Annotated in this window: 10 protein-coding genes and 2 pseudogenes; 10 read left to right on the forward strand and 2 right to left on the reverse strand. The window is 70.0% G+C overall.

The genetic code is table 11. The features are described 5' to 3' along the window. Positions 1-138 precede the first annotated feature (138 nt). Complete coding sequence (locus JEK78_RS00715; protein ID WP_242483215.1) at positions 139-1449, reverse strand: aspartate aminotransferase family protein; 1311 nt, start codon at positions 1447-1449, stop codon at positions 139-141. Between the two features lie 238 nt (positions 1450-1687). Between JEK78_RS00715 and JEK78_RS00720 the strand changes: the two genes are divergently transcribed. Both JEK78_RS00720 and JEK78_RS00725 read left to right on the forward strand, forming a co-directional pair. Further along, positions 1688-2872 carry an LLM class flavin-dependent oxidoreductase gene (locus tag JEK78_RS00720; protein WP_200262144.1) on the forward strand — a complete coding sequence of 395 codons (1185 nt, stop codon included), beginning with the start codon at positions 1688-1690 and terminating at the stop codon, positions 2870-2872. A gap of 25 nt (positions 2873-2897) precedes the next feature. Next, positions 2898-3899, forward strand: coding sequence for an alpha/beta fold hydrolase (locus JEK78_RS00725; protein WP_200262145.1), 1002 nt, complete (start codon positions 2898-2900; stop codon positions 3897-3899). Positions 3900-4166: 267 nt separating this feature from the next. Here the strand turns inward: JEK78_RS00725 and JEK78_RS00730 are convergent. After that, positions 4167-4918, reverse strand: a pseudogene (locus tag JEK78_RS00730) (thiamine pyrophosphate-binding protein); the annotation flags it as partial. Between the two features lie 433 nt (positions 4919-5351). Between JEK78_RS00730 and JEK78_RS00735 the strand changes: the two are divergent. The 8 genes and pseudogenes from JEK78_RS00735 (at position 5352) to tnpA (ending at position 12781) form a co-directional block, all read left to right on the forward strand. Continuing rightward, positions 5352-6329 carry an aldo/keto reductase gene (locus JEK78_RS00735; RefSeq protein WP_200263925.1) on the forward strand — a complete coding sequence of 326 codons (978 nt, stop codon included), beginning with the start codon at positions 5352-5354 and terminating at the stop codon, positions 6327-6329. Between the two features lie 312 nt (positions 6330-6641). Further along, positions 6642-7097, forward strand: a complete 456-nt coding sequence (locus JEK78_RS00740) for a nuclear transport factor 2 family protein (RefSeq protein ID WP_200262146.1) — start codon at positions 6642-6644, stop codon at positions 7095-7097. 41 nt (positions 7098-7138) lie between these two features. Next, the gene (locus JEK78_RS00745; protein WP_242483216.1) at positions 7139-7510 is read left to right on the forward strand and encodes a hypothetical protein; all 372 of its coding nucleotides are present in this window, start codon (positions 7139-7141) and stop codon (positions 7508-7510) included. 84 nt (positions 7511-7594) lie between these two features. After that, positions 7595-8890: an ISAs1 family transposase gene (locus tag JEK78_RS00750; protein WP_200262019.1), complete on the forward strand. Its 1296-nt coding sequence runs from the start codon at positions 7595-7597 to the stop codon at positions 8888-8890. Between the two features lie 55 nt (positions 8891-8945). Next, a complete protein-coding gene (locus tag JEK78_RS00755) occupies positions 8946-9794 on the forward strand; it encodes a serine hydroxymethyltransferase (protein WP_242483217.1) in 849 nt (282 codons plus the stop codon). Between the two features lie 85 nt (positions 9795-9879). After that, positions 9880-10455: a flavin reductase family protein gene (locus JEK78_RS00760; RefSeq protein ID WP_242483218.1), complete on the forward strand. Its 576-nt coding sequence runs from the start codon at positions 9880-9882 to the stop codon at positions 10453-10455. A gap of 198 nt (positions 10456-10653) precedes the next feature. Further along, positions 10654-12306, forward strand: a complete 1653-nt coding sequence (locus JEK78_RS00765; protein WP_200262149.1) for a GMC oxidoreductase — start codon at positions 10654-10656, stop codon at positions 12304-12306. Positions 12307-12387: 81 nt separating this feature from the next. Then, positions 12388-12781, forward strand: a pseudogene (tnpA, locus tag JEK78_RS00770) (IS200/IS605 family transposase). Positions 12782-12882: the final 101 nt, after the last annotated feature.

The raw sequence follows: 12882 nt of genomic DNA on the forward strand, positions 1-12882 counted from the left end.
GCCGCGCCGTCCGGTCCGCCGACACAGCGCCTTCCACTCCCCGGCGTGCGGGGGCCGGTCTCTCAGCTGGTCTCGGCCCGACGGACCGGGTCCGGAATCCTCACACGCTCTCCGCGCCTTGGCCCCCCGCCTCCCGAATCAACGCACGTGCCCGTCTGGACCGGTCCGCACGAGCACCGACCTCAGCCCGTCGACGAGCTCGTCGGCCTCCTCGCGGCTGAGGACCAGGGGTGGATTGATCACCAGCGCGTACGGGTTGGTGCGCAGGATGACCGCCGCCTGCTCGCGCAGCGCGTCGGCCACCGCACCCGTGCCGTTGGGCAACGGTCGGCGGGTCGCGCGGTCGGACGTGAGCTCCACCGCCATCATCAGACCGAGCCGCCTCACCTCCCCGACCACGGGCAACTCGGTCAGCTCGGCCAGCCTTCCGCCGAGGTACTCGCCGATCCCGGCCGCGTTCGCAAGCAGCCCCTCCCGCTCGATGATGTCGAGGTTGGCGAGGGCGACCGCGCAGGCGGTGGGATGCCCCGTGTAGGTGTAGCCGACGGGAAAGCCCTGGTCGCCGGTGACGACCTCGGCGACGCGCTCGCCGGTGAGTACGGCACCATGAGGGATGTAGCCGGACGTGAGGCCCTTCGCCGTCACCATGATGTCGGGAACGACACCGAAGTGCTGTGCGGCGAACCAGTGTCCGGTTCGACCGTAGGCGGTCACCACCTCGTCGGAGATGAGGAGGATGCCGTACGAGCGCAGCAGTTCCGCGACACGCGGCCAGTAGTCCGCGGGCGGGACCACGGCGCCGCAGCCCCCCATGACCGGCTCGCCGATCATCGCCGCGACGCGTTCCGGACCGACGCGTTCGATCGTGTCGCGCAACTCGGCCAGACAGAACTCCGTGACGTCGGCCCCGGAGTACAGATCTCGGCGGTAGGGGTGAGGAGGCGTCAGAAAGTGAACGTCCGGCAGGGAGGGCCCGAATCCTTCGTGGTAGACGGGGAATCCGGAGACCCCGCCGCTGCCGTACCCGATACCGTGGTAGGCCGTCCGGCGGGAGAGGACGACGGTCCGCTCCGGCTCGCCGCGGCGGTGGTGGTAGAGCCGGGCCATCCGTAGCGCGATCTCGTTGCCCTCGGCGCCCCCGCTGGTGAAGTACACCCGACTCAACGGGTCGGGAGCGAGGGTGGCCAGTCGCCCGGCCAGTTCCACGGCACGGTCGTTGCCGAGCGGCCCCCACGTGTGGAAGTACTCCAGACGAGTCATCTGCTCGGCCGCCGCACGCGCGAGTTCGGCACGTCCATGCCCCACCTGGGTGACTCCGAGTACAGCCGACGCGTCCAGGTACTCTCGGCCCTCGGCGTCGCGAACCCGGCTTCCGGATCCGGAGACCAACAGAGTTCGGTCGGTTCGATGCCCCGGCAGGGTCGGATGGATCAGTGTGGCACGGTCCATCTCGGCAAGTGTGGCCCCGGGCGCACGGGAGATCGCTGAGGTCAAGGTGAGCTCCTTCGCGGTCGCTGGGTTCTCCCCCAGATTCGCCATGCCGCCTTGGCACTCGCTGGACGGCCGCGGTCTACGACGGAACGTCCGACGGACAGGGATGCCGTCAAGCGAACGCCAAGAACGTGGTGGAACCGTCGCGTCGGCGTCCCCCACGACCCGCGTCGACGCCGCGAACGAAAGGACCACGGTGAAGTGCATCCTCTTCTATCTGCCGACCGCAGGTAGCCACGACCAGATCGTCCGCGGCATGTCGGGCGTCAACCCGCGCAATTACCAGAACATGCTGTGGCAGCTCACCCGTCAGGCCCAGACGGCCGACGAACTCGGCTATTGGGGACTGTCGTTCACGGAACACCACTTCCATGTGGAGGGTTTCGAGGTCTCCAACAACCCGATCATGCTCGGGTTGTACCTGGCCATGCGGACGAAGCACATCCGCGTCGGACAGATGGCGAACATCCTCCCCTTCCACAACCCGTTGCGGCTGGCCGAGGATCTGGCCATGCTCGACCACATGACACGGGGCCGCACCTTCGTCGGCATCGCTCGAGGCTTCCAGCGACGCTGGGCGGAGGTCATGGGCCAGGTGTACGGAGTAGGCGGGACGATGTCCGACGCGAGCGAGAGCGACCGCCGTAACCGCGCCCTCTTCGAGGAGCACTGGGAGATCCTGAAGAAGGCGTGGACGACCGAGACCTTCTCGCACTCCGGGAACCAGTGGACGATTCCGGTGAAGGACCTCGAATTCCCCTACGAGGCGGTACGGAAGTACGGCCGCGGTGTAGACGGCGACGGAGTCGTGCAGGAAGTCGGAATCGCCCCCAAGCCGTACCAGCGTCCCCATCCCCCGGTGTTCCAACCGTTCAGTTTCAGCGAGGAGACCTTCCGGTTCTGCGCCCGCGAAGGTGTCGTGCCGATCCTGATGAACACCGACGACCGGGTCGTCCGCCGTCTGACCGACCTCTACCAGGAGGAGGCCGAGGCCGCCGGTCACGGGACGCTGCGCCGCGGCGAGCGGATCGGAGTGATGAAGGACGTCCTCGTCGCGCGGGACGCACGGGAGGCCCACCACTGGGCCGCGCGCGGTGGAGGCTTCATCTTCGAGAACTGGTTCGGCCCGATGGGCTTCACGGAGGCGCTTCGCAACGTCGGCGAGACCGGCCCCATCGGCTCCGACTACGGGACGTTGGTCGAGCGGGGGCTGGAATGGGTCGGCACCCCGGACGACATCAACCGCAAGATCGAGAAACTGGTGAAGACGCACGACCCGGAGTACCTGCTCCAATGCCAGTACTCCGGGCTGATCCCCCACGATGTGATGCTGCGCAGCCTGGAACTCTGGGCCACCGAGATCGCCCCCAACTGGACCTGATCGAAACCCCGGACGGAGGACCTCGGTGGACCACCATCTCTACGAGATCGGCGCGTTGCCCCTGCTCGATGGAGGGTTGCTCGAGGACGCGGTGATCGGCTACGCCACGCACGGGAGACTGGACGCGGACGGCGCCAACGCGGTGCTGTGCCCGTCCTACTTCGGCGGCGACCACACCGGCTACGACTGGTTGATCGGGGCGGGGGCGCCACTGGACACCGAGCGGTACTTCGTCGTCGTGGCGGGCCTGTTCGGCAACGGCGTCTCCAGCTCCCCCAGCAACCACCCTTCGGGCACGGCGTTCCCACTGATCACGCCACAGGACAACGTGGCCGCTCAGCATCGGCTCGTCGAGCACTTGGGCGTGCGGGAGTTGGCCCTGGTCACCGGATGGTCCATGGGCGGGGCACACGCCTACCAATGGGCGGTCTCGCACCCGCGGGCGGTCAGGCGGATCGCCCCGATCTGCGGCTCGGCGGTGACCAGCGAGCACAACAGGGTCTTCCTCTCGGGGCTGTCCGCCGCGCTGAAGGCCGACGGGGGTTCGGAGCGGGGCAAGCGGGCCGCGGGAAGGGTCTTCGCCGGTTGGGGCACCTCGCACCCCTTCTGGGCCCGCCAGGTGTATCGGACACTGGGGTTCGAGAACCGGGAGTCGTATCTGTCCGGGTTCTGGGAGAGGTTCTTCGTCGACGGTCCGGCGACCGGGGATCTTCTCGCCATGCTGCGCACCTGGGACCACGCCGACGTCGGGGCCACTCCGGGATTCGACGGCAGCGCCGAGTCGGCCCTGGCCTCGGTCCGGGCCGACGCTCTGCTGCTGCCGGGTGAATGGGATCAGTGCTTCTCCGTCACGGACGAAGTCAGGTCCGCCAACCTGCTCCCTCGATCGGCCCTGGAGGTGATCCCCGGTGTCTGGGGGCATCTCGCGGGCGCGGGCGCCGACGCCGCCGACCGGGACTTCGTCGGCGCGGCTCTGCGCCGTCTCCTGGCCCACGGGACGGTGCGCACCGGTGCGGACGGCCCCTGACCTGGTCCACGTCAGAACGGGCTCCGCCTTCGTGCCCGTCCGCCGCAACCGGCCGGGCGGCCCCCCGCCGGGTGCGGGGGCCTCCTCCTTCCTGCGACCGTTCCCGGTCCCCGGTGCCCGCCGGGCCTCGCTCCGGGAGCGGCGGATCGCGAAGAGCGCACGGGACGGGGCGCGCCCTCGGAAGGCGGTCGGGAAGGCCACGACCGCCGGGAGAGGGTGGTCCGCCCCAGATGCTCAGCGCCCCGAAGCCGCCGGACTGGAAGTCGTAGCGATGTACGTCGTGATGACGGGTACGTCGAGTCGCTCGGCCAGGGCCCGGATCGCGTCGACGGCACCGGAGCGGATCGCGGCGGGGCCCACCACCAGCACCGGGTGCTCGGCCTCCGCGAGCAGCGCCGCCGATTCCCCGGCCGCCGCCCGCCAACCGTCCGCCACGGCGCCGGTCGGCTTCGCCGGGGTGACGGCGGCCGGCCGGTTCTCCGAGACGTCCGCGGCTCCGCCGAGCAAGTCCACGGGGAGCGAGATGAAACTCGGTCCGACCGGCTCCGTCATCGCGGCGGCGACGGCGGAGTCCACCAGGTCCGTGATGTCGTCGGGGCGCTGGAGCTCCACGGCGTACTTGGTCATCGGACGCATCACGGCCACCGAGTCGAGGCACTGGTGGGTGTCGTTGGGGAAGATGTCGTGGGACTCCGACTGCGCGGCGAGCGCGATGACCGGCGAGCGATCGAGGACGGAGGTGGCGACGCCGGTGGAGAGGTTCGTCATCCCGGGGCCCAGGGTGGCCCAGCACGCCTGCGGCCGCCCGCTGACCCTGGCCAGGACGTCGGCGGCGACACCGGCGGTGAACTCGTGACGTGTCAGTACGAAGTCGATGCCCCCCACCTCGTCGAGAGAATGGAGGCGGCTTCCCTGCCGACCACCCCGAACACCGTGCCCACCCCGTGGTCCCGAAGGCGCCGGAGGAGGGCGTGGGCCGTCGTCGGACGGTCACCGGGGGTCGCGGATACACGCGACATGGCAGCTCCTTGTTGCGTACGCATGTGGGGAGGGTGGCTCGGAGACCGGCCCGGCGGCCTCGGGCGGCGGCGCCGAGGGAGGCCGAGGGGGCCCGTGGCGCCACGGTGCGGTCCCTGTCTTGCAAGCGTGTGGATGTCCCCTTGCACCGGCCCGGACTCGCTTGTCCCGGCGGTCGCGCACGCGTGCCGGCGAGCCGTCACGCCAGGCGTCGGACGTTCTTGTGGCGGAGGGCGGAGATGCCTACTGTGCTTCGGGGCGGAGCCGCACGGCAGCGCCGACCGGTGCTCTGCCATCGAGGGCCGGCGGGGGCCGTGGCCCGTTCTCCGACCGTCCGTCCCGTCTTCCACCTTTCACGCCCGGCCTTCGCACTCGGGGCTCCCCGTTCGCGCTCTTCGAGCCGGGCCTCTTGGAGGTCTCCTCGTGTCCTTTCGTATGCCGATGCGTCACCTGCGAGATCTGCGGGTCGGTGCCCAGGGACTCGGATGCCTGCCGACCACGGCCTTCTACGGCCGACCCGACCCGGCCAGATCGATCGCGACCATCCGCGCGGCCCTGGACCTGGGGGTCACCATGCTGGACACCGCGGATGTCCAGGGCCTGGGCGCGGGTGAGCAGTTGCTCGCCCGGGCGCTCGCCGGGCGCCGGGGCGAGGCGGTGATCGCGAGCAAGTTCGGCATGGTGCGATCTGCCCAGGGAGCGTTCGAGGGGTTGTGCGGGGAACCCGGCTACGTGCGTGCGGCCTGCGAGCGCTCGCTCCTCCGCTTGGGAGTGGACCACATCGACCTGTACTACCAACACTGGATCGACCCCGACGTCCCGGTGGAGGAGACGGCGGGCGCTGTGGCCGAACTGGTGCGAGAGGGCAAGGTCCGGTACTTCGGACTCTCCGAGCCGTCGGCCGCCACGCTCCGCCGGGCGGACGCGGTGCTCCCGGTGACGGCGGTGGAGAGCGAGTGGAGCCTGTGGTCGCGTGACATCGAGGCCGAGGTGGTGCCCACCTGCAGAGAGTTGGGCATCGGCATCGTCGCCTATGCCCCGCTGGGTCGGGGGTTCCTGACCGGCGCCATCCGGGGCACCGGAGACCTGGCCGAGGACGACTTCCGGCGTGGTCAGCCGAGGTTCAGCGCCGAGAGCCTGGCACAGAACGCCTCGCTGCCCAACCGGTTGCGTCCGATCGCGGAACGGTTGGGCCTATCCCTGGCGCAGCTCGCCCTGGCCTGGCTGCACCACCGGGGAGGCGATGTCGTCCCCATCCCGGGCACCGGCGACCCGGTCCACTTGGCCGAGAACGTCGCGGCGGCCACCGTCGGGCTCGACGCCGCCGACCTGGCGGCGGTGGAGGAGGCGGCGGCCGTGCCGGTGAAGGGAGAGCGGTACGCGCCGGCGCTGCTCGCCATGACGGGCAACTGACGCCGGTTCGAGCGGCACCCGCGATCCCGTCCGGAGGCGATCCTGCCGCGCCGACGAGCGGATCCTCCGCGTCCGTCGAGTGCTCGCCGGGATGCGTCCGACACCTCCCGGACACTCGGCGGAACGGGCAGGGGATCTCGCAGCGGTGAACCCACGTCGGCGGCCGGCCCCCGAGCACAAGCCGGGAAACAGAAGTGCGTCAAGTTCACGTCAAGCCGACGCTGCGACGCTGGGCACTCCCGAACGGCCCCGCACCGCCTGGTGCGGGGCCGTCCCCCCGACTCGGATCTCCAGACCCTCGGAGGTGGTCACATGGCGGCGACATCGACCCCCATGACGGACGAACAACGAAAAGCCGTCATCACCGCGTACTTCAAGGCGTTCGACAATGGCGGTGTCGGCGCCGACGGAACCCCCGTCCTGGACTTCTTCGCCCAGGACGCCGACTTCTTCTTTCCCAAATGGGGTCTGGCACGCGGAAAGGAAGCGATCGCTCGGATGTTCGGCGATCTCGGGTCGACGATCAAGTCCGTGGAACATCACACGTGGTCCTTCAACTGGATCACCACGGGAACGGACCTGCTGGCGGTCGAGGGGACCACCCACGGGGAACACCGCGACGGTCCGTGGCGGGTGGGCACGCCCGAGTGGGGTGCGGGACGCTGGTGCGGCGTTTTCGAGGTGCGCGACTTCCTCGTCCAGCGCGCCTTCATCTACCTGGACCCCGACTACGCCGGCTTGGACAGGGATCGCTACGCGTGGTTGTGAACGACCCCCGAGACCGCGTACTTCCCAGCCGAGGAGCGCCCATGGACGTCCTGGCCACCTTGCGACGCAAGGACAGCCTCAACCTCTTCCCCATCGAGAACCGACTCTCCCCCCGAGCGGCCGAGGCCCTCGCGAGCGACGCGGTCAACCGATACCCGTACTCGGAGACACCGGTAGCCGTCTACGGCGACGTCTCGGGCCTCGGTGGCGTCCACGACCACTGCGTCCAGCTCGCGAAGGAGTTCTACGGCGCGCGACACGCCTTCGCACAGTTCCTGTCCGGGCTCCACACGATGCACACGGTGCTGACCGCGCTGACCCCGGCGAACGGCCGAGTCATGGTCATGGCCCCCGAGGACGGTGGCCACCAGGGCCCCGGCGAGTGCCTGAATTGCCCCAGCTTGGGGTGTTGATCTCGGTGGTGGGCCCCGGAAGCAGGCGAACACGGCACCTGTGGATCATGGAGTTCTCTACGCTTCAAGATCCACGAAGGTGCCGTGTTCGTTCCTCCATCATCCCCTGTCGCTGCCCCCGCTTGCGCGGTGCCCCGCCTGGAAGCCCTTGGCGAGGGGGCCGCCAAGGACCAAGTCCGCCGCCTGGTGGCCGAGTTCGAGTCGGTCACCGACCCGAGAGGGACTTGCGGGGTGCGCTACCGGCTCTCCTCACTGCTGGCCCTGATGGTCTGCGCGATGACCCCGTCCGGCCACGACTCGATCACCGCGGCGGCGGAGTGGTGCCGACGTGCGACGCCGGAGGAACTGGCCGCCTTCGGCCTGCCCTACCACCCGCTCCTCGGCCGCTACCGGGTGCCGAGCGAGAAGACCCTCCGCAGCGTCCTGGGACGCCTGGATCACGGTGAGATCTGTGCGGCGGCTTACGACTACCTGCGGCCCTTGCTGTCCGCACAGCCCCGCCGGCCGGAGCCGGTCATGCCCGACGGTGGCACCGAGCGTGAACAGCGCCGGGCCCACCGGGCGGCCGCCCATGCCGGGCCGGTACGGATCCGGCGGCGGGCGATCGCGGTGGACGGCAAGTGCCTGCGGGGCGCCAGGCGCCCGGACGGCAGCCGGGTCTTCGTCCTGTCCGCCGTCCGCCACGGCGACGGTGTCACGCTCGCCTCCCGCGAGATCGGCGCGAAGACCAACGAAATCCCCGAGTTCCAGCCCTTGCTCGACAGAATCGACGACGCGGATCTCGCGGGGGTGGTCGTGACCGCCGATGCCCTCCACGCCCAGCGCGACCACGCCACCTACCTGCACGAACGCGGCGCTCACTACCTGCTGACCATCAAGAACAACCAGCGCGGCCAGGCCCGTCAACTCCACGCCCTGCCCTGGAAGGAGATCCCCGTCATCCACCGCGACGACGCCCGCGGCCACGGCCGTCACGAACAGCGTCTCGTCCAGGTCGTCACCGTCAACGGCCTGCTCTTCCCCCACGCGGCCCAGGTCCTGCGGATCCAGCGCCGTCGCCGTCTCTACGGGGCCAAGAAGTGGTCCAGCGAGACCGTCTACGCCATCACCGACCTGCCCGCCGAGGAAGCGAACGCAGCCGAGATCGCGTCCTGGGCTCGCGGGCACTGGACGGTGGAAAACACCGTCCACTGGTGCCGAGATGTCACCTTCAACGAGGACAAGTCCCAGGTCAGGACCCACAACACGCCCGCCGTACTCGCTGCCCTGCGCGACCTGATCCGCAGCGCGCTCAAGCTCGCCGGCTATGTCAACACCGCCGCCGGACGACGAGCCCACACCGAACGCCCCCGCGTCCTCGCCCTCTACGGCATCACATGATCAAACCGGACGATCCAGGCACTCGCCGGGGCCCTGCGGTGGCCACTACACCACCGTGACCGTCTGCGAGGGCTACGGCTACCAGGTGGACTTCGTCCCCTTCGACCGCGACCGTCTGGCGATCGACCACGAGGCGCTCGCGGAGCGGATCGCGAAGCACCCGGCCGATGTCGTCTACCTGGATGCCTCCACGACGCTGCGCCTCCCCGACGCCCGGGCACTGCGGGCCGCCGCGCCCGACGCGACCATCTGCCTGGACGCCTCGCACCTGCTGGGTCTGTTGCCGGCGGCCCCAGACACCCTGGTCCTGGACGGTGGCTTCGACAGCGTGTCCGGCAGCACGCACAAGACGCTGCCCGGCCCGCAGAAGGGCATGCTGGTCACGGACAGCGACGACATCGCCGAGAAGATCGGCGCGCGGATCCCCTTCACCGCGTCCAGCTCCCACTCGGCCTCGGTCGGCAGTCTGGCCATCACGCTGGAGGAACTGCTGCCGCACCGGGTGGACTACGCCCGGCAGATCATGGCCAACGCACGGAGACTCGCCCGCGAACTGGTCGAATATGGTTTCGAGGTGGCGGGCGCGGACTTCGGACACACCGAGACCCACCAGATCTGGGTGCACCCGCCCGAGGGTGACGCCCACGCATGGGGGCGCCTGCTCACCAGTGCCGACATACGCACCACGACCGTGGTGCTGCCCAGCACCACCCGCTCCGGACTGCGCCTCGGCGTGCAGGAGGTGACCCGCTGGGGCATGTGTGAGGACGACATGGTGCCGGTGGCCGAACTGCTGGCGCGACTGTTGCTGCGCGGCGAGGACTCCGCCAAGGTCGCGATGGACGTCGCCGACCTGGCCCGGGGCTTCCCCGGTGTCGCCTACGTGGATGATCACGGCCGGTGACCTGCCGACCGGCTCCTGGCCCGGGGCGCCCGAGGGCGTGACCCTCGGGCGCCCCGGCCGAAGCGGAGACGAAGGAGACATCCCTGTGCCGCTTTCCGCCCCCGACCGCTCCGCGAACGGCACTCGCGCATCGGTGAGTCCCGAACGGCTCCGTGAGGTGGCCGGCCACCACCCCACCGGCGTGGCCCTCGTCACCGCTCCCGCCCCGTCTCCCGGTCAGGCACCGCCCGCCATGATCGTCGGAACCTTCACTTCCGTCTCCTTGCACCCTCCACTGGTGGGCTTCCTTCCGGCGCGAACGTCCACGAGTTGGCCGAGAATTCGAGCTGCCGGGCAGTTCTGCGTCAACGTGCTCGCCGCGGACCAGAAGGACGTCTGTCGTGCCTTCGCGGCCGCCGACCCCGGCCGCTGGGAGGTGCCGCACGAGACCGCGGAGACAGGTTCCCCCGCATTGTGCGAGGCGCTGGCCTGGTTCGACTGCGAGCTGGCCGGCGAGGTGGAGGCGGGCGACCACTGGTTCGTCACCGGAGCCGTCCGTGACCTGGGGGTCCGTCGGATCGGAAGCCCGCTGGTCTTCCTGAACGGCGGCTACGGCCGCACCGTTCGACTCGAACCCGCCGCACCGCCCGGGGACGGGACGCGAGGCGGGGCCTCCTCCTGACACCACGGCGAGGTCCCGCACGGATCGCGGGACGCCGGTCCGACGCAGTCGAACGCCGGCGACCGGATCGTCCTCGCCGGCCTCCACCCGGAACCCTGAGCTGGACGCCGGGGGCCGGGGAGGCGTCGCCCCACGACCCGCTCGCCGGAACACTCGCAGGAAACCCGCGAGGGATAGGCGGAATCGAATAATCCGCACATGCTGCGCTACATGACCTCATATCTGACGCGCCGTCACCTGCTGGGTGTCGGCGCCTTCCAGGCGGCGGCAGCGCTCGGACTCACCCGGTTCGGTCTCGCGCCCGCCGCCCACTCCGTCACCACGCCCTCGCGGCCCGGCGGCGCGGCGTCCGAGTACACACCGGCCCTCGTCATCGGCTCCGGCTACGGCGCGGCCGTCACCGCGCTGCGCCTCGGTGAGGCCGGGGTGCCCACCCTCGTGCTGGAGATGGGGCGGCTCTGGGACGCCCCAGCCTCCGACGGAAAGGTCTTCTGTTCAACCGGCTCCCCGGACCATCGATCGATGTGGTTCCGGAGCCGCACCGAGGCCCCGCTCGCCCAGTTCCTGTGGCTGGACGTGGTGAACACGGACATCACCCCGTACCCCGGTGTCCTCGACCGCGTCCACTTCGACCACATGTCGGTGTTCGTGGGACGCGGAGTCGGCGGCGGCTCCCTGGTGAACGGGGGGATGGCCGTCGTGCCCGAGCGCGACCACCTGGAGGAGATCCTGCCGGAGGTCGACGCGGACGCCCTCTACACCCGGCACTTCCCCTTGGCTCATCGGATGCTGGGCGTCAACTCCGTCGACCCGGCGTGGTTCGAGTCCACAGAGTGGTACCGCTTCTCCCGAACGTCCCGCGAGCACGCCGCGAGAACGGGACTGCGGACCGTCTTCGTCCCGAACGTCTACGACTTCGACTACATGCGGCGGGAGGCCGCGGGCCAGGTCGAGCGGTCGGCGCTCGCCGGGGAGGTCATCTACGGGAACAACCACGGCAAACGCACGCTCGACAAGACCTACCTCGCCGCCGCACTCGGCACCGGGAACGTCGTGGTCCAGACGCTGCATCGGGCGCGAGGACTGCGGCGGCAGCCGGACGGCACGTACGTCGTCACCGCGGATCTTCTCGACCTCTCCGGCCGGGTCACGGGAACCAGGGAGATCGGCTGCGGCCGACTGTTCCTGGGAGCCGGGAGCCTCGGCTCCACGGAGCTGCTGCTCCGCGCTCGGGACCGAGGCGATCTTCCCGACCTCCCGGAGGAACTGGGAGCCGGCTGGGGCACCAACGGCAACGTCATGACCGCCCGGGCCAATCACATCTGGGACACCGTCGGAGCGCGCCAGGCGACGATGCCCGTGCTCGGCATCGACGACCGGTCCGATCCCGACAACCCGGTCTTCGCCGAGATCGCGCCCCTGCCCATGGGCTTCGAACACTGGATCAGCCTCTACCTGGCCATCACCCGGAACCCCGAGCGTGGCACGCTCGTCCACGACCCCGCGACGGACGGGGTCCGACTGCGGTGGACCGCGTCGCAGAACGAGCCTTCCGTCGAGTCCGCCAAGAGGCTCTTCGACCGAATCAACCTCCGGAACGCCACGATCTACCGGTACGACCTGTTCGGCGGCAACCGGAGCTTCGCCGACGACTTCACCTACCACCCCCTTGGGGGGTGCGTCCTCGGGGCGGCGACCGATTCCCACGGCCGGGTCCGCGGGGCTCCGGGTGTGTACGTCAACGACGGCGCGCTGATACCGGGGGCCCTCGGCGTCAATCCGTTTCTCACCATCACCGCACTCGCCGAACGCAACATCGAACGCGTCCTGGCCGAGGACTTCGCCACCTGACGTCCCCTCCCCCTCGAGAGGGAGACTCCCGCTCACGCCGCCTTCCTGCCGCCCTTCAGGGGCTGAACGGTCGTCCACGCCCTGCACGCGCACTTGGTGTTCGTCACCAAGGACCGGCGCGGTGTCCTCGACGACGAGCTGCTGACACGCTGTGAAGAGGTCATGCGCAAGGTCTGCGAGGACTTCGGAGCGGAGCTGAAGGAATTCAACGGCGAGGCCGACCACGTCCACCCGCTCGTGCACCACCCGCCGAAGGTGGCGCTCGCCGCCTGGTGAACAGCCTCAAGGGCGTCTCCTGACGCCGCCTGCGCACGGAGCTCACCGGACGGGCAACCGGACGAGCAGGGACGGCCGGTTCTGGTCGCCCTCCTACTTCGCGGGCTCCTGCGGCGGCGCGCCGCTCCAGGTGGTCAAGGACTACATCGCGCAGCAGAAGCATCCGGACCAAGCGCTGCCGGCCGTCGGCCCGGGGTAGACAGTGCGGACCCGTGCCCATGGCCGAAGTGCGATTTCACCCCTGTCCTGAAGGCCGGGGCACTCTCGCAAGACCGGAGGTAGACCGTACGAGGCGGCACG

Source organism: Streptomyces sp. HSG2, assembly GCF_016598575.1.
Taxonomy (GTDB): Bacteria; Actinomycetota; Actinomycetes; order Streptomycetales; family Streptomycetaceae; genus Streptomyces.